The 21,532-nt window shown below is 71.8% G+C and carries 21 protein-coding genes; 13 read left to right on the forward strand and 8 right to left on the reverse strand.

The window, feature by feature from the left end:
* Positions 1–197: 197 nt before the first annotated feature.
* From hpnC to hpnH, 7 genes are read left to right on the forward strand one after another with little or no spacing between them, the layout of a single operon-like run.
* Positions 198–1,025, forward strand: coding sequence for a squalene synthase HpnC (gene hpnC, locus ACFQVD_RS27535; RefSeq protein WP_343970152.1), 828 nt, complete (start codon positions 198–200; stop codon positions 1,023–1,025).
* Positions 1,012–1,905, forward strand: coding sequence for a squalene/phytoene synthase family protein (locus tag ACFQVD_RS27540; RefSeq protein WP_343970155.1), 894 nt, complete (start codon positions 1,012–1,014; stop codon positions 1,903–1,905). The genes hpnC and ACFQVD_RS27540 overlap by 14 nt, the downstream gene beginning before the upstream one ends.
* The gene (hpnE, locus tag ACFQVD_RS27545; protein WP_343970158.1) at positions 1,902–3,227 is read left to right on the forward strand and encodes a hydroxysqualene dehydroxylase HpnE; all 1,326 of its coding nucleotides are present in this window, start codon (positions 1,902–1,904) and stop codon (positions 3,225–3,227) included. Before ACFQVD_RS27540 ends, hpnE begins: the two co-directional genes overlap by 4 nt.
* Complete coding sequence (locus ACFQVD_RS27550; RefSeq protein WP_343970162.1) at positions 3,224–4,237, forward strand: polyprenyl synthetase family protein; 1,014 nt, start codon at positions 3,224–3,226, stop codon at positions 4,235–4,237. Before hpnE ends, ACFQVD_RS27550 begins: the two co-directional genes overlap by 4 nt.
* Before the next feature lies 1 nt (position 4,238).
* The gene (gene shc, locus ACFQVD_RS27555; protein WP_343970165.1) at positions 4,239–6,140 is read left to right on the forward strand and encodes a squalene--hopene cyclase; all 1,902 of its coding nucleotides are present in this window, start codon (positions 4,239–4,241) and stop codon (positions 6,138–6,140) included.
* Positions 6,137–6,859, forward strand: coding sequence for a phosphorylase family protein (locus ACFQVD_RS27560; protein WP_386272412.1), 723 nt, complete (start codon positions 6,137–6,139; stop codon positions 6,857–6,859). The genes shc and ACFQVD_RS27560 overlap by 4 nt, the downstream gene beginning before the upstream one ends.
* The gene (hpnH, locus tag ACFQVD_RS27565) at positions 6,762–7,766 is read left to right on the forward strand and encodes an adenosyl-hopene transferase HpnH (RefSeq protein WP_343964770.1); all 1,005 of its coding nucleotides are present in this window, start codon (positions 6,762–6,764) and stop codon (positions 7,764–7,766) included. Before ACFQVD_RS27560 ends, hpnH begins: the two co-directional genes overlap by 98 nt.
* Here the strand turns inward: hpnH and ACFQVD_RS27570 are convergent.
* Together ACFQVD_RS27570 and ACFQVD_RS27575 are read right to left on the reverse strand one after the other, a co-directional pair.
* Complete coding sequence (locus tag ACFQVD_RS27570) at positions 7,732–8,505, reverse strand: SDR family NAD(P)-dependent oxidoreductase (protein WP_343964772.1); 774 nt, start codon at positions 8,503–8,505, stop codon at positions 7,732–7,734. The genes hpnH and ACFQVD_RS27570 overlap by 35 nt on opposite strands.
* A 213-nt stretch (positions 8,506–8,718) precedes the next feature.
* Positions 8,719–9,138 carry a rhodanese-like domain-containing protein gene (locus ACFQVD_RS27575; protein ID WP_343964774.1) on the reverse strand — a complete coding sequence of 140 codons (420 nt, stop codon included), beginning with the start codon at positions 9,136–9,138 and terminating at the stop codon, positions 8,719–8,721.
* A 172-nt stretch (positions 9,139–9,310) separates the two neighbouring features.
* On the opposite strand from ACFQVD_RS27575, the gene ACFQVD_RS27580 reads away from it, so the two are divergent.
* Positions 9,311–11,848, forward strand: a complete 2,538-nt coding sequence (locus tag ACFQVD_RS27580) for an ATP-binding protein (protein WP_343964776.1) — start codon at positions 9,311–9,313, stop codon at positions 11,846–11,848.
* Positions 11,849–11,870: 22 nt separating this feature from the next.
* Here the strand turns inward: ACFQVD_RS27580 and ACFQVD_RS27585 are convergent, their stop codons facing one another.
* From ACFQVD_RS27585 to ACFQVD_RS27595, 3 genes are all read right to left on the reverse strand, one after another.
* Positions 11,871–13,091 (reverse strand): Dyp-type peroxidase, encoded by a 1,221-nt coding sequence (locus ACFQVD_RS27585; RefSeq protein ID WP_343964778.1) that lies wholly within the window; start codon positions 13,089–13,091, stop codon positions 11,871–11,873.
* Between the two features lie 21 nt (positions 13,092–13,112).
* A complete protein-coding gene (locus ACFQVD_RS27590; protein ID WP_343964780.1) occupies positions 13,113–13,763 on the reverse strand; it encodes a copper chaperone PCu(A)C in 651 nt (216 codons plus the stop codon).
* Positions 13,764–13,859: 96 nt separating this feature from the next.
* Entirely contained in the window at positions 13,860–14,417 is a 558-nt protein-coding gene (locus ACFQVD_RS27595; protein ID WP_343964782.1) for an MFS transporter, read from the reverse strand.
* Positions 14,418–14,575: 158 nt separating this feature from the next.
* Between ACFQVD_RS27595 and ACFQVD_RS27600 the strand changes: the two genes are divergently transcribed.
* The gene (locus ACFQVD_RS27600; RefSeq protein WP_343964784.1) at positions 14,576–14,860 is read left to right on the forward strand and encodes a YiaA/YiaB family inner membrane protein; all 285 of its coding nucleotides are present in this window, start codon (positions 14,576–14,578) and stop codon (positions 14,858–14,860) included.
* Positions 14,861–14,891: 31 nt separating this feature from the next.
* Here the strand turns inward: ACFQVD_RS27600 and ACFQVD_RS27605 are convergent, their stop codons facing one another.
* On the reverse strand, positions 14,892–15,374 hold the full coding sequence (locus ACFQVD_RS27605) for a MarR family winged helix-turn-helix transcriptional regulator (protein WP_343964786.1): 483 nt from the start codon (positions 15,372–15,374) through the stop codon (positions 14,892–14,894).
* Between the two features lie 133 nt (positions 15,375–15,507).
* On the opposite strand from ACFQVD_RS27605, the gene ACFQVD_RS27610 reads away from it, so the two are divergent.
* From ACFQVD_RS27610 to ACFQVD_RS27625, 4 genes are all read left to right on the forward strand, one after another.
* Positions 15,508–15,747 carry an HGxxPAAW family protein gene (locus tag ACFQVD_RS27610; RefSeq protein WP_343964788.1) on the forward strand — a complete coding sequence of 80 codons (240 nt, stop codon included), beginning with the start codon at positions 15,508–15,510 and terminating at the stop codon, positions 15,745–15,747.
* 90 nt (positions 15,748–15,837) lie between these two features.
* A complete protein-coding gene (locus tag ACFQVD_RS27615; RefSeq protein ID WP_343964789.1) occupies positions 15,838–16,359 on the forward strand; it encodes an STAS domain-containing protein in 522 nt (173 codons plus the stop codon).
* Positions 16,360–16,546: 187 nt separating this feature from the next.
* The gene (locus ACFQVD_RS27620) at positions 16,547–17,251 is read left to right on the forward strand and encodes a hypothetical protein (protein ID WP_343964790.1); all 705 of its coding nucleotides are present in this window, start codon (positions 16,547–16,549) and stop codon (positions 17,249–17,251) included.
* A 51-nt stretch (positions 17,252–17,302) separates the two neighbouring features.
* The gene (locus ACFQVD_RS27625) at positions 17,303–17,956 is read left to right on the forward strand and encodes a hypothetical protein (protein WP_343964791.1); all 654 of its coding nucleotides are present in this window, start codon (positions 17,303–17,305) and stop codon (positions 17,954–17,956) included.
* Positions 17,957–17,960: 4 nt separating this feature from the next.
* On the opposite strand, the gene ACFQVD_RS27630 is transcribed toward ACFQVD_RS27625, so the two are convergent.
* Positions 17,961–20,186, reverse strand: coding sequence for a heavy metal translocating P-type ATPase (locus tag ACFQVD_RS27630; protein WP_343964792.1), 2,226 nt, complete (start codon positions 20,184–20,186; stop codon positions 17,961–17,963).
* 196 nt (positions 20,187–20,382) lie between these two features.
* Positions 20,383–21,384, reverse strand: coding sequence for a hypothetical protein (locus ACFQVD_RS27635; RefSeq protein WP_343964794.1), 1,002 nt, complete (start codon positions 21,382–21,384; stop codon positions 20,383–20,385).
* Positions 21,385–21,532: the final 148 nt, after the last annotated feature.

The raw sequence follows: 21,532 nt of genomic DNA on the forward strand, positions 1-21,532 counted from the left end.
CTTTTACCCGGGCCCGATCCAACCCACCCCCCGGCAAAAGAATCATCATTTCTCCAAAGACAGAGATATAACGCGATACTAAATATTTTCCCAGCTCTCACCGATAAAAACCAGCAGATCGTTCATCCGCGTTTATAACAGCCCGCCGGGGACAACCTCAATTTATGAATTGGAGGGGAGCCGATACGCGGAACGTCATGCTCAAAGCGCGCCGGGAGAACTTCCCGGTCGCCTCATGTGTACTGCCGCGTACCCACCGCCGCCACCTCCTCGCGGTGTACGGCTTCGCACGGACCGTCGACGACATCGGGGACGAGCCGCAGGCCGGGGATCCGCTCCGGCTGCTCGACACCGTCGACGACGACCTCGCCCGCCTGTACGCCGGCCGGCCTCCCCGCCTGCCGGTCATCCGCGCGCTCGCGGGCACCGTCGAGACCTGCTCCGTCCCGGCCGAGCCCTTTCACCGGTTGATCGAGGCCAACCGGCGCGACCAGACGGTCAGCCGGTACGACACCTTCGACGACCTGCTCTCCTACTGCGAGCTGTCCGCCAACCCCGTCGGGCACATCGTGCTGCACGTGTTCGACATGGTCACCCCCTCCCGCCTGGCCCTGTCCGACCGCGTGTGCACGGCGCTGCAGATCATCGAGCACTGCCAGGACGTCGGGGAGGACTACGCCCGAGGCCGCGTCTACCTGCCGGGCGAGGATCTGCGCCGGTTCGGCTGCGACGAGGACGATCTCGCCGCGGCCACCGCCTCGGCGCGGCTGCGCGATGTCGTCGCGCTCCAGGCTCGGCGGGCCGACCGGCTGCTCGACGAGGGGGACCGGCTCGCCCGATCGGCGACGGGGTTCGCCCGCCTCGCCATCGCGGGCTACATCGCGGGCGGCCGGGCCACCACCGCGGCACTGTCCCGGGCCGACCACGACGTTCTCGGACGCGCGGTACGCCCGCGCGGCGCGCGCTTCCTGACGGCCTGGCTGCGGATCCTCACGAGCAGGGGGTACGACCGTGGACACCGTTGACGCCTACCGGCACTGCGAACAGATCGTCCGTGGGAAGGCCCGGAACTTCTCCTACGGTCTCCGGCTGCTGCCGACTCCCAAGCGCCGCGCGCTCAGCGCGGTCTACGCGTTCGCCCGCCGGATCGACGACATCGCCGACGGAAACGGCCCCGACGGGCAGCGCCTGACCGACCTGGCCGCCGCGCGCGCCGCACTCGGCACGGCACGGCCCGACCCCGAGGACCCGGTGCTGGTCGCGCTGCACGACACCGTCCTCCGCTACCCGCTGCCGCTGTCGGCGTTCGAGGAGCTGATCGACGGGTGCGCCGCGGACGTACTCGGGGAGACCTACGAACACTTCGACGAACTGCTCTCCTACTGCCGATGCGTCGCCGGGTCGATCGGGCGGCTCTCCCTCGGCGTCTTCGGCACCGCGGGCACCGAAGACGGCGGGGACGGCGGGGGCGGCGGGGACGCGGCGGGGGTGGCGCACCTGGCGGACGCGTTGGGAGTGGCCCTGCAGATCACGAACATCCTGCGGGACGTGCGCGAGGACCGGCTGGCCGGGCGGACCTACCTCCCCGCCGAGGACCTCAGGCGATTCGGCTGCACCCTGAACATCGACTCCTCCGGCAGGTTCACCGACCCTCCCGACCGGCTCGCCGCGCTGATGCGGTTCGAGGCCGACCGGGCGCGCGACTGGTTCGACGACGGCATGCGCCTGCTGACCGCACTCGACGTGCGCAGCGCGGCGTGCACCGCGGCGATGGCCGGCATCTACCGGTGCCTGCTCGGCCGCATCGCCGCGGATCCCGCCGCGGCACTGGCCTCGCGGCTGTCACTGCCTCCGTGGCAGAAGGCGATGGTGGCGGCGCGCGCCCTGGCGGGGGCCGCCCGATGAGCGGCGCTCCGGTCGCGATCGTCGGCGGCGGGCTGGCGGGCATCGCCGCCGCCGTCGCGCTCGGGGAGGCCGGTCACCGCGTGACCCTGTACGAGGCCCGGCCGAGGCTGGGCGGCGCCACCCACTCCTTCGTCAGGAACGGGCTGAGCGTCGACAACGGCCAGCACGTGTTCCTCCGCTGCTGCACGGCCTATCGCGGCCTGCTCGACCGGCTCGGCGTCGCCGGACGCGTACGCCTGCAGGACCGGTTCGACGTACGGGTGCTCACCCCCGCGGGGCGGTGCGGGCGCCTCCGACGCGGGGTGCTGCCCGGCCCGTTCCACCTGCTGCCGGCGCTGGCCGGATACCGGCTGCTCAAGCCCGCCGACCGGCTGCGCGCGATGCGGGTCTCACTCGCCCTTCGCCGGCTCGACCCGGCCGACCCCGCGCTGGACCTGACCGATCTCGGGAGCTGGCTGACCGCCCACGGGCAGCGCGAGCGCGCGCGGCACGCCCTCTGGGAGCTGTTCGCGATGGCGGCCCTGAACGTCGGGGTCGAGGGCGCGGCCCTGGGGCCCGCGGCGATGGTCTTCAAGACCGCGCTGCTCGGCCGGGCGGGAGCCGCCGACATCGGCGTTCCCACCGTGCCCCTCGGCGAGCTGCACGGCGACGCGGCACGGACCGCCATCGAACGGCGCGGCGGTGCCGTACACCTGTCGGCGAAGGTCACCGCCATCGAGCGGGACTCCGTGGTCGTGGACGGCGGCCGGGTCGAGGCGTCCGCCGTCATCGTCGCCACGGCGCACGAGCAGGCCGCGGCCCTGGTCCCCGAACAGGCCGCTCCCGGCAGGGAGCGCTGGCGCGGCCTGGACGCGAGCCCGATCGTCAACGTGCACGTCGTCTACGACCGGCGGGTCACCCGGGTGCCGTTCGCGGCGGTCGTGGACTCGCCCGTGCAGTGGGTGTTCGACAAGACCGGCGCCGCGGGGCTGCGCGAAGGCCAGTACCTCGCGGTCTCGGTCTCCGCGGCGGACCAGTGGATCGACACACCCACCGCGCGGGTGCGCGCCACGTTCGTACCCGCGCTTGAGCAGATCTTCCCAGGAGCGCGGCAGGCACGGATCATCGATTTCTTCGTCACGAGGGAACGTCGCGCCACCTTCCGCCAGTGCCCAGGCAGTGGCGCGCTCCGCCCCGAGGCCGCCACCCGGTGGCCCGGACTGTTTCTCGCCGGCGCGTGGACCGACACGGGCTGGCCCGACACGATGGAGGCTGCCGTGCGTAGCGGACTCAACGCGACCTGCCTGGTCAGGCGTCATCTGAAGAGGGAACGTCCCCGGTGACGGCGGTCATCCCGCCCTCGGTCGCGGCCGCCCGCGGGCTCGTGGAGCCCGTACTCCGGGACGCCGTGGCCAGGCTCGACCCACTGACCTCGCGCGTCGCCGCCTACCACCTCGGCTGGGCCGATCCGGCGGGCCTGCCCGCCGCCTCCGGCGGCAAGGCGCTACGCCCGGCGCTGGCCATCCTGTCGGCGAGAGCCGCGGGGGGAGGCCAGGAGCAGGGCCTGCCGGTCGCCGCCGCGGTGGAACTCGTGCACGCGTTCTCGCTGCTGCACGACGACATCATGGACGGCGACCGGATGCGGCGGCACCGGCCGGCGGCGTGGACCGTCTTCGGCTGTTCCGCGGCCATCCTCGCCGGCGACGCCCTGCTCTCGCTCGCGGGGGAGCTGCTGCTTGAGGAGGGCGGCCTCCCCGGCCTGCGGGCCGCCCGGCACCTGGCCGTCGCCACCCGGGAGCTGATCGCCGGCCAGGCGCTCGACCTGGAGTTCGAACAGCTCGCGGAGGTGAGCCTGGCGGAGTGCCGGCGGATGTCCACGCAGAAGACCGGCTCCCTGCTGGCCTGTGCCTGCTCGATCGGTGCGACCGTGGTGAACGGCCCCGCTCCGCTGGTCGCCGCCCTGACGGCCTTCGGAACCGAGGCCGGCCTGGCCTTCCAGCTCGTCGACGACCTGCTGGGCATCTGGGGCAGCCCCGAGACGACCGGCAAACCGGTCCTTTCCGACCTGCGCGCCCGCAAGAAGTCGCTGCCGATCGTCGCCGCGCTCACCAGCGACACACCGGCCGGTGAGCGGCTCGCCCGCCTGCTGGCCGATCCCCTGCCGCTGTCCGAATCCGACCTGCGCGACGCCGCCCGGCTCGTCGAGGAGGCCGGCGGCCGGGCATGGGCCGAGACCGAGGCCAAGCACCGGCTCGACGCCGCCGAACACCATCTCGCCGGCGCGGACATGCCCCCGGACGTCCGCGCCGAATTCCTGGACATCGTCCGCTTCCTCACATCCAGGGGCCACTGACATGACCGCCGTCGCCGCTTCCACTTCCGCCGAACTCACCCTCGACGCGGCATGCGACCACCTGCTCGGCCTCCAGTCGCCCGAGGGGTGGTGGAAGGGCGAACTGCAGACGAACGTGACCATGGACGCCGAGGACCTGCTGCTCAGGGAGTTCCTCGGTATCCGCACCGAGCAGGACACCGCCCAGGCGGCCCGTTGGATCCGCTCCGAGCAGCGCGACGACGGGACCTGGGCCAACTTCCACGGCGGTCCCGGCGACCTGTCCACCACGATCGAGGCGTACGCCGCGCTACGGCTCGCCGGTGACCGGACCGACGCCCCTCACCTGCGAGCCGCGGCCCGGTTCGTACGGGAATCCGGTGGGATCGAGGCCAGCCGGGTGTTCACCCGGATCTGGCTGGCGCTGTTCGGGCAGTGGCGATGGGAGGACCTCCCGGTGCTGCCCCCCGAGATGATGTTCCTGCCGCGCTGGTTCCCGCTCAACGTCTACGACTGGGCCTGCTGGGCCAGGCAGACGATCGTCCCGCTCACCATCGTGAGCGCGCACCGCCCGGTCCGGCCGCTCCCGTTCGACCTGGCCGAACTGCGTACCGGACGCCCCGTGCCGCCGCACCCCCACGGGCCGTTCACCGCGCTCGACCGCGTCCTGCACCGCTACCAGCGACATCCCGTCCCCGGCCTGCGGCGGGCCGCGCTGAGGCGGGCCGCCGGGTGGATCGTGGCCAGGCAGGAGGCGGACGGGTCCTGGGGCGGCATCCAGCCGCCGTGGGTGTACTCGCTGATCGCGCTGAGCCTGCACGGCTACCCTCTCGACCATCCGGTGATGCGGAAGGGCATCGAGGGATTCGACAGGTTCACCATCCGGGACGAGAAGGGACGCAGGCTGGAGGCCTGCCAGTCCCCCGTGTGGGACACGGTGCTCGCGATCAACGGCCTTCTCGACGCGGGCCTGCCCGCCGACCATCCCGCCCTCCTCGCCTCCTCCGGCTGGGTGCTCACCGAGGAGATCCGGAGCCGGGGCGACTGGTCCGTACGGCGCCCTTCGCTGGCACCCGGCGGCTGGGCCTTCGAGTTCGACAACGACGGCTACCCGGACATCGACGACACGGCGGAGGCGATTCTCGCCCTGCGCCGGGTGCGTCACCCGGACGCCAGGCCGGCCGTCGACCGCGGGGTGCGCTGGATCACGGGCATGGCGTCCCGCGACGGCGGTTTCGGGGCCTTCGACGCCGACAACACCCGCGAGATGTGCAAGAAGCTGCCGTTCTGCGATTTCGGCGCGGTCATCGACCCGCCGTCCGCCGACGTCACCGCCCACGTCGTCGAGGCGCTGGCGCAGGAGCGGCCGGACTCCCCCGTCCTGCGACGCGCCGTCGTCTGGCTGCTGAAGGCACAGGAGGCGGACGGGTCGTGGTTCGGCCGCTGGGGGGCCAACCACGTCTACGGCACCGGCGCCGTGCTCCCCGCGCTCATCGCGGCCGGCGTACGGCCCGGCAAGCCGTGCATAAGGCGTGCCGTCGCCTGGCTGGAGAGGCACCAGAACGACGACGGCGGCTGGGGGGAGGACCTGCGCTCCTACACCGATCCCCGCTGGATCGGGCGCGGCCACTCCACTCCCTCGCAGACGGCATGGGCCCTGATGGCGCTGCTCGCCGCCGGGGAGCGGTCACCGGCGGTGGAGCGCGGCGTGGAGTGGCTGGTCGGCCACCAGCGCCCGGACGGCGGCTGGGACGAGCCGTACTTCACCGGGACCGGCTTTCCCGGCGCCTTCTACATCAACTACCACCTCTACCGGCTCGTCTTCCCGATCAGCGCGCTGGGCCGTTACGTGCGCTCCCAAGAGGTGCCCTCGCGTCCCAGGCCCGCGCTGAGGGACGAGGCGGTCACCGTGGACGCCGGGTGACCGGCCTGCTGATCTGCACCGCCCTGGCCGTCGAGGCGCGGGCCGTACGGAGCGGCCTGCCGGCCGAGGAGGTGCGGGTGATCCGGACCGGAATGGGCCCGCGCCGCGCCGCGAGCGCGGCGGCGCGGCTCCCGCCGGCGGGCGCGCTGGCGGTGACCGGTTTCTGCGGGGCGCTCGACGAGGGCCTGCGCCCGGGAGACGTGCTGGTGGCGAGCGAGATCCGCTTCGCGGGCCGGGCGGTGCCCTGTCCCTCGGCGTGGCCGCTGGCCGAGGAGCTGGCCCGGGCCGGCCTGTCCGCGCGGACCGGACCGCTGGTCACCTCCGATCACATCGTGACGGGGGCCGAACGCCGCAGGCTCGCCGCCGAGGGGGCCGCGGCCGTCGACATGGAGACCGGGCCGCTGGCGGGCGCGGTGCCCGGCCTGCCGTTCGCCGCGCTGCGCGTCGTCGCCGACATCGCCGGTGCCGCGCTGTTGCGCCCGGCCACGATACGCGGCGGCGCCGTGGCGTACCGCGTGCTGCGCCGGCTCGGCCCGGTCCTGGCCCGCTGGGCCGCCGCGATCTCCCCCTCTCTCCCCGAGGAGTCCGTCCCGTTCCATTACCCGAGGAGATGCAACCCAGATGCCGACACCGATCCGCCAGAGTCTTCGCATCGGCGGCTACATCCTTCGCCAGAAGCTGCGCGGGCGGGCGAAGTTCCCCCTTCTGGTGGAACTTGAGCCTCTGTTCGCCTGCAACCTGCACTGTGCGGGCTGCGGAAAGATCCAGCACCCCGCCGACGTGCTGAAACAGCGCATGCCGGTCGAGCAGGCCCTGGCCGCCATCGAGGAGTGCGGCGCACCCATGGTCTCGATCGCGGGCGGGGAACCGCTCATGCACCCGCAGATAGGGGAGCTGGTCCGGGAACTGGTCGCCAGGAGGAAGTACGTGTTCCTGTGCACCAACGCGCTGCTGATCCCCAAGAAGATCGACCAGTTCGAGCCCTCGCGATACTTCGCGTGGACGATCCACCTGGACGGCATGCGCGAGCGCCACGACGAGTCGGTGTGCAAGGAGGGCGTGTTCGACGAGGCCGTCGCCGCGGTCCGGGAATGCCGGCGCCGTGGTTTCCGGGTCACCACGAACACGACGTTCTTCAACACCGACAGCCCTCAGACGGTCGTCGACGTGCTCAACTACCTCAACGACGATCTTCGCGTCGACGAGATGATGATCTCTCCCGGGTACGCGTACGAGAAGGCGCCCGACCAGGAGCACTTCCTCGGCGTGCGGGAGACCCGGGAGCTGTTCCGCAAGGCGTTCGCCGGCGGGAACCGGCGGCGGTGGAGGTTCAACCACACCCCGCTCTTCCTCGACTTCCTCGAAGGGAGGATCGACTTCCCGTGCACGGCGTGGGCCATCCCCTCGTACTCGCTCTTCGGCTGGCAGCGCCCCTGCTACCTCATGTCCGACGGCTACGCGGCCACCTATCGGGAGCTGGTCACCGAGACCGACTGGGACGCCTACGGCCGGGGGCGCGACGACCGGTGCGCCAACTGCATGGCCCACTGCGGATACGAGCCGACCGCCGTCTTCGCCACGCTCACCTCGGTCAGGGAGTCGATCCGGGCTCTGCGCGGCGGCTGAGCTCCGGCTGCCCGCCGAACATCCCGGCGAGGGCGCGGAAGGGGCCGGGCGCCGCGCCCTTCAGCATGGCCGGCAGCCGCAGCCAGCCCGGCACGTACGACTCGGGCCTGCCGTCCTCGACGGCGGACACGATCGCCTGGGCGACCCGTTCCGCGGGGATCGGCACGGGCCATCGCCGCGTGTAGGGGGCGCCGCGCCGCTCGAAGAACGGGGTCTCCACCACGCCGGGCAGCACGACGGACACGCCGATCCCGCGCGACTCGTACCGCAGGCTCTCGGCGAAGCCGAGGAGGCCCGCCTTGGTGGCGGCGTACACCGCCTCGTCCCGCACCCCGATCGCCCCGGCGATCGAGGCCACGAAGACGAGGTGTCCTCGGCCGCGCTCGATCATCGCGGGCAGCAGGAGGCGGGTCAGCAGGATGGGAGCGGTCAGGTTCCCCGCGACCAGGCGCTCGACGGTACCGTCCGGCATCGCCGGGAACGGCCCTGCCCACCCGCACCCGGCGTTGCCGACCAGCACGTCGACCGGTCCCGCGCGCTCGGCGAGGTCCGCGAGGTCCGTCGTGAGGTCGCCGACGAGCGCCCGGCCGCCGGTCTCCGAGGCGACGGCCGCGAGCCTGTCCCGGTCGCGCCCCGACAGGACGAGGCGGGCCCCCGTGGCGGCCATCGCCCGCGCGGTCGCGGCCCCTATGCCGGACGACGCACCGGTGATCAGCACACGAGCGTCCGCGAGTCTCATCTCGATCCCTCCGGTGAGGATGTCGGGGGCCCTGCGGGCTCCGCGTCGTTTCCGGCGGGGTCTCCCATGATGCCCCTCCCTCCCGGAGATGTCGCGGAGACCCGGCCGACGTCCCGCTTCACGGGGAGGGCATCGTCCGGTCATGTTCGAGGGCCGGTGTGAGTGTGCGACGACACGCGAAGGGACGTCGGCCCCGCGTTCACCTGGGACCGGTCACGGGTCCTCCCGGTCGCCGGGCGGCGAGGGCGGTGTCTGGAAGGTCACCGGGCGGCCCTGGTCCTTCCACGCCGCCAGGCCACCGTCGAGATGCGACACGTCGGTGTACCCGAGTTCCTGCAGGGTCTGCGCGGCGAGCGCGGACCGGCCGCCTGAGGCGCAGTAGAGGATGGTCCGCACCAGGGGGTCGAACTCGGCCCGGTGGTACGGGCCGGCCGGGTCCGCCCAGAACTCCAGCATCCCGCGAGGTGCCTGAACCGCGTCCGGGATGGCGCCCTCGCGCTGGACCTCGTCGGGCTCCCGGAGATCGACCAGCGTCACCGCACCGGTTTCGAGTGCCTCGGCGACCTCCGCCACCGACATGTTGCGGATCCGGTCTCTGGCGTTCGCCACCAGGTGCCGGCTGGAAGTGCTCATCGTCGTCTCCGCCTTTCTTCGAGCGTTCCCTCATTCGACAGCGGGCCCGCGCGCCGCGCATCCGTGCCCGGTACGGAAAAAGCGTCCGTGCTCCGTACCGAGGGCGGCGCGGAGACGGCTCGTGGCGGATTCGCCGGGGACCGTCCGGGCGGCCGGCGAGGATACTCGCCTCATGAGATCCGACACCTTCCCCGATCCACTGCGGGCGGCCGGAGTGACCCGGCGGGAACTCGAGGTCTTCTGGCTGGTGGGGGATCGCCTGCCCAATCGGGAGATCGCCGCCGGCCTGCGGGTGTCGGAACGGACGGTGGAGAGCCACGTGTCGTCCCTGCTGCGCAAGCTCGGCGGGTCTAACCGCCTGGCCCTGATCGACGCGGCGGCACGGCTACGGGCCCGCCGGGACCCCGGTGGCAGGCTGCCCAGACCGCTGTCGTCGTTCGTGGGACGGATCCAGGAGACCGAGGACCTCCTGCGGCTGGCCGGCACCCACCGGCTGCTGACGTTGACCGGTCCCGCCGGCACCGGCAAGACCCGGCTGGCGCTGCACCTGGCCCACTCGGCGACCACCCTGCCGCCCGCCGTCCTGGTCGACCTCGCGTCCGTACCCCCCGCCGATCCTGGGGAGCGGGCCTTCGCCGACATCCTCGGCGACCCCGTGGAGCGGGCGTTCGCGGACGCCCTCGGCGTCACCGGGGACGGGCGGCGGCTGCGCGCCCTGATACGCGGTGCGCTCGCCGAGGGCGGGCACTGGCTCGTGGTGGACAACTGCGAACACGTGTCCGCCACCGCGGCGGCACTCCTCGCCGACCTGTTGACCACCACGGACCGGCTGCGCGTGCTGGCCACCAGCCACGGACCGCTGGGGGTGGCGGGAGAGGTCGTCTACGAGATTCCGCCCCTGCCGCTTCCCGGGGAACTCGACGATCCGGCGGCCGTGCTGGGTGCGGCCTCCGGACTGCTGTTCGCCGACCGCGCGGCCGCGGTCTCTCCCGGTTTCGAGGTCACCTCCGGCAATGCCAGGCACGTCGCGATGATCTGCCGCCGGCTGGACGGGCTGCCGCTGGCCATCGAGCTCGCGGCGGCGCGAATCCGGGTCTTCTCACCGGCCGAGCTGCTGGAGCGCCTGGACAACCGGTTCGCGCTGCTGACCGGTGGGCCGCACGGCGTCCCGAGCCGGCACCGCACCCTGGAGGAGGCCCTGAGGTGGAGTTACGAGCTGCTGGGCGACGACGAACGGCTGCTGTTCGAACGATGTTCGGTGTTTCCCGGCGAGTTCGACTACGACACCGCGACGCGGATTCTCGCCTATCCGCCGCTGGACTCCGCCGACCTCGTCCGGCTCTTCCCGCGCCTGCTCGACCGGTCCCTGCTCTCCCGCCGCCGCCGGGACCAGACCACCGAATACCGCCTGCTCGACAGCGTCCGCCAGTTCGCGCACCGGCGACTGCTGGCGCGTGGCGCCACCGGCACGGCACGTGAGCAGCACGCCCTGCACCATCTACGCCACGGCGTGGCCGCCCTGCCCGACCTGCGAGGGCGGGATCAGGCCGCCGCGCTGCGCTGGTTCGACCGCCGCTGGGCGGACGTGCGGGCCGGGATGCGCTGGGCCCTCGAACAGCGGGAGACGGCACCCGCCTGGGAGTTCCTCGCCGGAGTCGGTACGGGGTGGGAGGTCCTCGGCGCGCGCGGCGAACTGTTCGGCTGGCTGGACAGGCTGCTCGAACGGCCCCCGCCGGGGGGCGTCCTGGACATCCGGGCCGCGGTCACCTGCTCCTTCCTGCTGGCCTACCAGGACACCGGGCGGGCGCGGGCCTTCGCCGAGCAGGCGCGTGAGCGCGCCGAGCACGGCACCGAGGAGGACCGGGCTCTCGCCCTTCTCGCCCTCGGCTGGGCGATGATGTACGGCGAGCACCGCGCGTCCGCGATCGAGCACCTGGAGCAGGCGGCGTCGCGTTTCGAGCGGCTGGGCGACGACTGGCACCGCGCCCTGGCGCTGTCCGGCCTGGGCACGGCCACCCCGGACACCTCGACCTCCCTGACCCGGCTGGCCCACGCCGCCGAGCTGTTCGGCCGGCTCCACGACCATGTCAAACGCGCCAACTGCCTCAACCAGATGGCCATCCGCGCGGTCGAGGGCCGGATCCGGCTCGATGACGTGGCGGGCTGGCTGGACGAGGCGAGGCGGCTGGCCGACGCCGTCGGCAACGACCACGAGCGGCTGCACGCCGAGGTCTTTCTGGCCTGCTTCGACCAGCACCGGGGGGACCACGCGATGGCCGCGACCCGGTTCGGCGGCGTACTCGCCGAGGTCCGCCGTATCGGCGATCTTCGCTGCACGGCCCGCTGCCTGTTCGGGCTCGGCCGGGCCGCGGCCCTCCGCGGTGACCACGAGCGGGCACGGCACCTCCTCGCCGAGGGCGCCGGGCTCGCCGTCGGCCTTGGTGACCCGCGCCGCTTGCTGAGCGACCTGCTCCTGCTCGCCGGATCCGAGCACGCGACCGGTCACCTCGTCCGCGCCGCGGTCCTGCTCGGCGCCGCCGAACGCCTCGATCCCGCGCGGGGCGAGGACCTCGTCCCCGCCCTGCGAGCGGCACTGCTCGACCGGCTCGGGCCCGCGGCCTTCGCCTCCGCCCTGGCCACCGGGCACCGGACGCCCCTCACCGGCCTGCTCTCCGAACGATCGTCCTTTCCGCGGGAAGGTCATCCGTAAGGCCGGCAGGGGCGGGGTCCCCTCAGGTGAGGAGGGTGTCTCCGATCCAGCCGCCTGGGGAGCAGCCCGGCGGGATGGCGAAGACCGCCGAGCCGATCGGGGTCGTCCACTCGTTGAGCAGATCGGCCTCGTCCAGCCTGCGCTGGACGGGGATGAACTGCCGGGCGATGTCGGCCTGGTAGGAGGCGAACAGCAGCCCGGAGTCGGCGCGCCCGTCCGGGGTGAGCCCCTCGTCGTAGTTGTAGACCCGGCGCAGGATCCGCATTCCCGGATCGGCGACGTGGGCCCGGCGGATGTGAGCCTGCTCGGAGATGACCGGGAAGCCGATCGCGTTGAGCTTGGTGAAGTCGGCCTCGTCGTGCTCGTCGCGCCCGGTGAGCGGGGCGCCGTTGTCCAGGCGGCGGCCCACGGTGAACTCCTTGGCGACCCGGTCGACGGCGTCCCAGGTCTCCATCTCCGCCCGGATGCGCCGCAGCACCAGCGTGGTGCCGCCGCGCAGCCAGGACGGTCCCTCGCGCACCCACACGGCCCGGTCGAACTCGGGGGTGCCGGGTGAGAGGTTGACGGTCCCGTCGAGCTGGCCCATGACGTTGCGCTGGGTCTGCTCCGCGGCGTGGGTGCCGGCGGCACGCCGGAAGCCCCGCTGAATCCAGCGCACCCTGGCGAAGGAACGGGCGTCCTTGACGACCATGCGCAGGGCGTGGGCGAGGGTGAGGGCGTCGTCGGCGCAGATCTGCAGCAGCAGGTCCCCGCCGCTCCACTCCTTCCTGAGTCTGTCGATGGTGAAGGCGGGCAGCGGCGCCACGGTCTTCGGCCTGCGGTCGGCCAGTCCCGCCGCCGCGAAGAGACCGGGGCCGAATCCGAAGGTCACGGTCAGCCTGGCGGGCAGCAGGGCCAGTTCGGGCTCGGTGTCGGCCAGGGCGGGCCTGCCCTGGGTCAGCCGCCTGGCGTCGTCGGTGAGCAGCCGCATCATCCGCCCCAGCGCCTCGCGGTCGGTGCCCGGCAACAGGTCAAGGCCGACGAACACCCCGTACGCCTGTGGCATGGTCGCGATGCCCGCCTGGTGGGCCCCGTCGAAGGGTTCCACCGCGGAACCGCCGGAGACGGGGACGGGGACGGCCCGAGCGGGCCGGGGGGCGGCCGCCGGAACGGCCTGGTCGGGAGCGCAGGCGGCGAGGGCGCCGGCCGCGGTGACGGCGCCCCCCGCGAGCAGTCCCCTACGGCTGATTCGGGGGTCTGACATGAGTTCTACTCCGCTTTTCGGTCAGCCGTGGCTCTCGCCCATGTCCATGCCCTCGTGCCCCTTGGGGTCCGTGCCGGGCTGGTAGTTCTCCTGGCCTCCGGCGAAGTCCTTGCCGACCGCGGTGAACTCCAGGGTCCCGCCGTCCTTGAGGGTGAGGGTGAAGGGGATCTCAGCGCCGGGCCTCACCGCTTCGGTGACGCCCATCAGCATGATGTGGTCGCCGCCCGGCTGGAGCTGATGCGTGCCCCGCGCGGGGATCACGATCCCGCCCTCCTTGGGTCGCATGACCATCTTTCCCGCGGATTCCACGACCTCGTGCAACTCGACCTTCGGCGACAGCGACGAGGCGGCGGAGACGACCGTCACCTCGGCGTCGGTGTTGTTGACCAGGGTGCCGAAGGCGGCGCTCATCCCCTTCTTGGCGGTCTTCACCCACGGGTCGGTGATCGTCAACGCGGGGGCGGTGGGAGCGGGGGTGGCGGGGGCCGCCGCCGGGGCGACGGTGCTCTGGGAGCCGCACCCGGCCAGGGCCACCACGGCCGCGACCAGGATTCCGGCAGGGGTGATACGACGAACGGACATGGTGATGCCTCTCTTCTGGCCGGGCAGCCGACAGGCCGCGGCCGGACGCCGCTCGATGGCCATGCCGGACAGGCAGCCCGGAACTGTCACGCTGGTTCGGTTCGCCGGGCGGCAGGAAGGCCGCATCGGCGCAGGCCCGCGCGTGCGGGCTCGGGAACGGGCGACACCCCCGGGTGACCCGCGCGGTCAGCCGGAGGTCGCGGTGACGGTCCGGGGAGGGCCGCGCCGGCTGAGAACGTGGCGCAGCACGGCGGAGCGGAGAGGGCCGGGCTCGCTCGCGGACGGGGTGAGGAAGGCCACGTACGCCGGGGTCACCGGCACGATGAGCACGCGGCCGAACCGCGCACCGAGTCGTCGCAGCAGCGCCCACAGCGCCGCCTCGCCGCGCGCCAGCCAGAGCGCGGTCAGTCCGACGGCCCACCCGTGCGCCACCAGCATGCCCAGTCCGGGCAGCAGCCCCGCGTGGACATGCCCGCCGACCTCGACCGGGGACGCGGTGTGCGCGAGGGAGAACAGCACGTGCACCCCGGCCTGCACGCCCGCCAGCAGCGGCAGGATCACCGCCAGTGTGCGCTCGCGCCCCGAGGTGGCGAGGGCCGCGCCGAAGGCGAGGGCCAGGGCGGCGGCCGCGCTCGGCGCGGAGACCGAGCCTCCCGCGAGGACGTGCGCCATCACGCTCAGGCCCAGGCAGACCGCGGCGAAAGCGGCGGCGCGGGCGATGCGGAAAGGCCAGGTCGCGAGCATGGTCCGGCAATCATCCCATGCCCCCGTGGAGGTCCACGGACCGCCCTTGGCGGAGCGGACGCGCAGAATCCCGGGCAGGTCACCACACTGATGTACTCACCGGTAACTGAGTAGCCGCGCTCATGCCTCGAAAGGCGGATCGTCTCGACGATGGGAACATGACACGACCGGTGAAGAGCACCACGACCGCCGCCTTCTACCTGCAGGCCGTCATCTCGTTCGGGCTGTCGGTGGCGGCCATGGTGATCGGTATCGCCTACCTGCCCGTGACCGCCTGGGTCCGGTCCTTCATGGGCATCGGGCTGCTCTACGTGGTGACGTCGACGTTCACTCTCGCCAAGTGCGTCCGGGACCGTACCGAGGAGGCCGCGGTCGTCAGCCGCGTCGACCAGGCCAGGCTGGACAAGCTGCTGGCCGAGCACGACCCCTTCAAGAACGACTGACGCCCTCCCGGCCACGGAGCCGGGCGCGGACTCAGGGCGCCGGAGACTCGCGGATCTCGGCCAGCGAGATCCGCATGGCGTCGGCGGCGCGGGTGAACCAGTCGGAGATGGTGGCCAGCTCGTCCGGGCCGTAACTCTCGAAGAGCTCGATGAGCCGCCGGTAGGTGGGTTCGTACGCCACCGCGACGCGGGCCGCCGGGTCCCCCTCGGGGACGATCCGGATGCGGCGGCGGTCGTGGGGGTCGGGGACGCGCCGGGCGTAACCCGCGCCCTCCAGGCGGTTGACCACCCCGGTGACGGCCCCGGTGGTGAGACCCGCCAGTTCGGCGAGACGCCCCGCGGTGAGCGCCTCCCCTTTCGCACCGAGGATGAAACCGAGACACGTCAGGTCCGTGACGTTGATGCCGAGGCGCTCGGCGAGCGCGTGCTGCCCGACCATGCTCAACGCGATCAGCTGGTCCATCCGGCTCAGGACATCCAGCGGCGAGGCCCCGGGGCTGGACTTGCCTTCCATCGCGAACTCTCCTTACCATCTAAGAAATTTAGCTCGTGAGATAAACGGTGCGAGCAGATCCAACTTAGCCGCCCGCCGTCCGAGACCTCACCGGGGCCCGCGGAAGGCGGCGATCCGGATGGAGGGGGAGCGCATGGGGATAAGAGAAGACTTCGCGGAGCTGGCGGAGATCCACGAAGAGCACGACATGGGGCACACCGTGGCAGGCTGGACCGGTTCGATCGTCTGCATGACCGGTTTCGCGATCTCCGGGCTGGCGATGGTGGCCGCCGACGTCGTCCGGCCGCTCACGACAAAGATCGCACTCCGGATGGCCCCGTACCCACCTCGTCGCATATCTGACGGGATGGAAAAAATCATACGTATCCAGTGATTCGACCCTCCGCTGGGGCACCGACCGTACATACCTGGTAAGACGGAGGGAACGCCCGCCCTGTGAACTGCGGGCCTAAGGAGTCTTTCCATGCCACCCGAAGGTGTGAACGCGCTCTTCGTCTCGACCGGCGCGCACGAGGGCGCCATCGTGGTCCGGGCGATCGGCGAACTCGACTACGTCTACGCACCGGTCTTCCGGAGGGAGATCGACCGGTTCTGGAACACGAGCACCGACGACTCTCCGCTCTTTCCCCCGTCGCTCCTCCCGGAGAGTCCCCCCTCCCCGTCGCCACTGCTCCCGGGTACGCGTGCCGAGGCCGCCCCCCTGCTCATCCTCGATCTGGCCGGGCTCACCTTTTGCGACTCCACCGGGCTCGCGGAACTGCTGAGGATCCTGCGCCAGAGCCAGGAGAAAGGAATCCACCTGGTGGTGACCGGGGCGAGCCGGACACTGCGTCACATGCTCGCCACCGCCGGACTGCTGAGCTACTTCACGATGGCCGCCTCCGTGGAGGAGGCACTGCCAGTCGAGGGAGCGCTGCCACTCGGAAAGGCACTGCCACTCGGAGAGGCACTGCCACTCGGGGAGGCCGGGACGGTGGAAGGCTGAAGGACACCTGCGGGCGCGCGACGGTGCCGGTCTCCGGCAGGCCGCCGTGAACGGCCGACCGCGCCCCGCGGGTGGCCTGCCCGCAGAAGTCCTGAGATATATGTCGTCAAAACACCCTCATTAGCCTGACAAGTGAGTCAATATCTTCCTACGGGAAAATCCACTCTTCGTCGAAAGTGGGGTCCCGATGCGGAAGACGTCACCGCGGGCGACCGCGGAAGCACTGCCCGAGACCCTGGACGGGCTGCCGGTGGCACCCAGGGAATTCCTTGCCCTCGTGTCCGTGGACTTCACCGGGACGTACCAGGTCTACCTGGCCGCCAAGGACGAGCGCATCAAGATGACCAGGCTCTCCATGAGCCTGCTCTCCGCCCCGTTCGCCGCCGCGATCGCACTGACCGGCGCGAAAGTGATCAGCCCGAACATGCTGGTCTCATGGCAGAGCGTGCCCTGGTACCTGTTCGCGACGGTCGCCGCGTTCGGGCTGCTCAGCGTGCTGCCCTTCCTGCGGCTGATCGAGGCGGTGAACGCGCACATGCGGACCGCGCGGGCGCTCAACAATTTCCGTCTGCTCTACGTCGTCCACCTCAAGGACCAGTTCTCGGCCCTCGGCTGGACTCCCAACCTGCCGGTGGACCCCCGCTATCCGGAGACGTACGCGCCGCTGGCCTGGCCGGGGATCAACGTGATGATGCTGGCCCTGGTCAACAGCTCCTACATCGCGGCCGGCGTGCTCGGGATGATCGGAGCCGTGCCCACCACGGCCCTGCTCCTGGTGATCATCGGGCTGCTCGCAATGATCCACTACTTCGTCTACTACGTCCGCGCCAACGTTTCCCGGCAACGCCGACTCCCACACAATCCCTTCCATTTCCCCAATGTGGAGACCTGAATGCCCGACCTCCTCAGATTCGCGTCTTGTGGGGAGACGTGGATCTGGCTGATGCGACACGTGACGAACAACGGCCGGCCCGCCCTGGACGACCGCGGCCCGATCATCGAGGCACCGGCGGTACTGTTCGAGATCACCGGTCTGGACTGGGAAGACCCGGTCCTGAGGTGCTACGGCGACGCGGGGAAGATTCCGCTGTACGCCAGCAAGTTCAGCGAGCGGTCGATCGTGCCGCCCTTCAAGTACAGCTACGGAGGGCGGCTCCGCCAGTTGCTCGGTGTCGACCAGCTCGGCTGGATCGCTGACGTGCTCCGCGCCAAGCCGTACACCAAGAGCGGTTGGATCTCGCTGACCGTTCCCGGCGAGCAACCCGACGCGGTGCCCTGCCTGACCAGCCTCGCCTTCAGGCTCCGTGCCGGGCGGCTGGCCATGACCGCCGCCTTCCGGTCCCAGAACGCGTTCACCAGCTACCTGAACTACGTGCCACTGCGCGGTGTCCAGAGCGAGGTGGCGGACGGCCTCATGGTGGGCTGCGGGTCGATGAGGATCTTCGTCGACGTACCGCACATCTACGTCGCGGACTCGGCGACGGTCGGCAGGATCCTCCGGCTGTCGGAACGCGACGGGCTCGGCGCGGGAGACCCCGCGCCGAGCCCCGACGTCGAACCCGCACCCTCCGCCGACCTGGCGGCGCCGGTACGGTGACCGGTCACCTGAAGCGGCGCAGCCGGAGGCTGTTGCTGACCACGAAGACCGAGGAGAGCGCCATCGCGCCTCCGGCGATCATCGGGGTGAGCAGCCCGGACGCGGCCAGCGGGATGGCGGCCACGTTGTAGGCGAAGGCCCAGAACAGGTTGCCCTTGATGGTCCGCAGCGTGCGGCGGGACAGTCGGATCGCGTCCGCGGCCACCCGCAGGTCGCCGCGGACCAGGGTGAGGTCGGAGGCCTCGATCGCGACGTCGGTGCCGGTGCCCATCGCCATGCCGAGGTCGGCCTGGGCGAGCGCGGCGGCGTCGTTGACCCCGTCGCCGATCATGGCCACGGTACGGCCCTCGGTCTGGAGACGCTTGACGACCTCCACCTTGTCCGCGGGCAGCACTTCGGCGATGACGTCGTCGATACCCGCGGCCTCGGCGACCGTACGGGCCACCGTCTCGTTGTCGCCGGTCAGCAGGATCGGGCGCAGGCCGAGCGCGCGCAGCTCGGTGATCGCCTCGGCCGAGGTGGGCTTGATCACGTCGGCCACGGTGAGCACCGCGCGGGCCTTGCCGTCCCAGCCGACCGCGACGGCGGTCTCCCCGCGCGCCCATGCCCGGTCCAGCTCCTCGGAAAGGCCGGACGGCAGGTGCTGCGACCATTCGGCGAGCAGTTGGGGGCGCCCGACGAGGACGGCGTGCCCGTCGACGACACCCTGGACGCCCAGGCCCTCGACGTTCGCGAAGTCCTCGACCTTGGCGGTGGAGTTCGCGGCGCGGGCGACGGCGCGGGCGATGGGGTGCTCGGAGGCCGCCTCCAGCGCCCCGGCCAGCCGGAGCACCTCGTCGCGCTCCTCCCCCTCCGCGGTGAAGACGTCCTTGAGGGTCATCGTGCCCGACGTCACGGTGCCGGTCTTGTCCAGGACGACGGTGTCGATGCCGTGGGTCGACTCCAGCGCCTCGGGCCCCTTGATCAGGATGCCCAGCTGGGCGCCGCGGCCGGTGCCGACCATCAGCGCGGTCGGCGTGGCGAGGCCCAGGGCGCAGGGGCAGGCGATGATGAGTACCGCCACGGCGGCCGTGAAGGCCGCGGTGGCGCCGGAACCGGTGCCGAGCCAGAAGCCCAGGGTGACCACGGACAGGACGATCACGATCGGCACGAACACCGCGGAGATCCGGTCGGCCAGCCGCTGTACGGCGGCCTTGCCGTTCTGCGCGTCCTCCACCAGCCTGGCCATCTGGGCGAGCTGGGTGTCCGAGCCGACCCGGGTGGCCCTGACCACGAGCCGTCCTCCGGCGTTCACGGTGGCGCCGACCACCGTGTCACCCGGTCGCACCTCGACGGGAACCGACTCACCGGTCAGCATGGAGGCGTCCACGGCCGAGGAACCCTCCACGACCACGCCATCGGTCGCGATCTTCTCCCCCGGCCGTACCAGGAAGAGGTCTCCCACCTTGAGACCGTCGATGGGAACGAGTTCCCCGGAGGCCAGCGTGACCTCCTTGGCGCCCATCGACAGCAGCGCGCGGAGCGCGGCACCGGCCCGGCGCTTGGAACGGGCCTCGAAGTAGCGGCCCGCGAGGATGAAGGTGATCACTCCGGCGGCGGCCTCGAAGTAGATGTTCCCCGAGCCGTCACCCCCGGAGAGGGTGAACTCGAAGCCGTGCCGCATGCCCGGCATCCCGGCCGTACCGAAGAACAGGGCCCACAGGGACCAGACGAACGCGGCGATCGTGCCCATCGAGACCAGCGTGTCCATGGTCGCGGCGCCGTGCCGCAGGTTGGTCCAGGCCGCCCGGTGGAAGGGCCAGCCGCCGTAGACCACGACGGGTCCCGCCAGGGCCAGGGAGAGCCACTGCCAGTTGTCGAACTGCAGCGCCGGGATCATCGCCATCGCGACGACCGGCGCCGACAGCACGATGGAGATGATCAGTCGCTGCCTGAGCGGCGTGAGCGTGTCCGGCTCGACCGGCTCCTCCGTCCCCTCCGGGGACGGCGGGGCGGGCAGCTCGGCGGTGTATCCGGCCTTCTCGACCTCCGCGACCAGGTCCTCGGGGGTGACGTCACCGGGGTAGGCGACCTTGGCCTTCTCGGTGGCGTAGTTGACGGTCGCGGTCACGCCGTCCAGCTTGTTGAGCTTGCGCTCGATGCGTGCCGCGCAGGAGGCGCAGGTCATGCCACCGATGGCGAGCTCGATCTCGCCGCCGGCGGGCGGCCTGCCGGTGGTCATGGACGTCATGTCCTCTCCTTGTGCCTCGTCTGTCGTCGTACTCGGCCGGGGGCCGATACCGGTACCCGGCCGTGCGCCTCGTCGAAGCGCCCCGTCATGATCTGGGCGCCGGTCCGTTCGGGGGGTCGTCCCCGCCATGGGTACGGGCGAACATGCCCCGCCCTCTCACCATGGGAACACATAACCCCCTCGGGGTATTTCACGGCTACCGTCCGTGCTCGTGGGGGCCGTGACCGTCCCCGGTCGGCGCCGTGGCCCCACCGGCCTCGGGATCCGGGCCGGTGGCGGCGGTGAAGACGGCGGTGCGCACCGTGCCGGCGTGCTTGAAGTCCAGGTAGAGCCCGTAGGTCCCGGCACTCGGCACCTCGGCGTAGAAGGTGATGTCCGGGCCGGGCGCGGTGCGCCCGTCATCGGGCGCGCCGTCCGGGTGCACGTGCAGGTAGGCCAGGTCGCCGTCACGGAGCGCGACCAGGTGGCCGTAGGCGGCCAGGTAGGGCTCCAGGTCGGTGACCGGTTTCCCGTCCTTGGCGATCGAGAGCGTGAGCATGCTGGTGCGGCCGGGCACGAGGTCTCCGGCAAGGGTGACGGTGTAGTCGCCCACCTTCGCGGTCTCCGCCGGGACGGCCGGCGGCTCGGGCCGGTAGTCACCCGCCACCGACAGGTCCATGCCGAGCGTCATGGCCTCCGCCCCCTCCGGGGCGAAGTCGGCGAACGCCCGGTACTCCCCGGCGGCGGGAAGCTCCAGCGGGACCGACCAGACCCCGCCCTTCTGGGTGGGGTGCAGGTGCCGGAAGCCGGTCAGGTCTCGGCGGACCACGATGAGGTGCAGCTTCTTGTCGTGCTGGGTGGTGAACCCGGTGACCGGATGGCCGTCGGGGCCGATCACCGAGAAGCGGAAGTCGGTCCGCTTGCCCACCTTGACCTCGTCGGTCTCCGGCAGGAGCGTGTATCCCCCCTGGGAGACCTGGAGCCCGCCGGGAACGGCCGGCGCCCGCGCCGCCCCCGCCTCCTCGTCGTGCCCCTCGTCATGCCCCGCGCCCGCCCCGGTGGCATGCTCGGCGCCCGGCTCGGCACTGTGGCCCGCGTCGCGAGCGGCCTCGGCCACCGCGCCTCCAACGGGCCCGACCACCCGGCCGACCCCCAGCGCGCCGCCGAACACCACCGCCAGCCCGACCACGTACGCGCCCACCTTGATCGCGCCGTTCATCACTCCTCCTCAATACCCGAAGGGGGTATATATCGACTCCGCCACAGTGCCACACAGACCCCCTTTCCGGCAACCCCCCAGGGGTATATCTGGCGCCGACCTCCGGAGCCTAGGGGCGCCGACGGGCAGGCCGGTGACGGGCTTCACC

This window comes from Streptosporangium amethystogenes subsp. fukuiense (assembly GCF_042665875.1).
In the GTDB taxonomy this organism is placed as follows: domain Bacteria; phylum Actinomycetota; class Actinomycetes; order Streptosporangiales; family Streptosporangiaceae; genus Streptosporangium; species Streptosporangium fukuiense.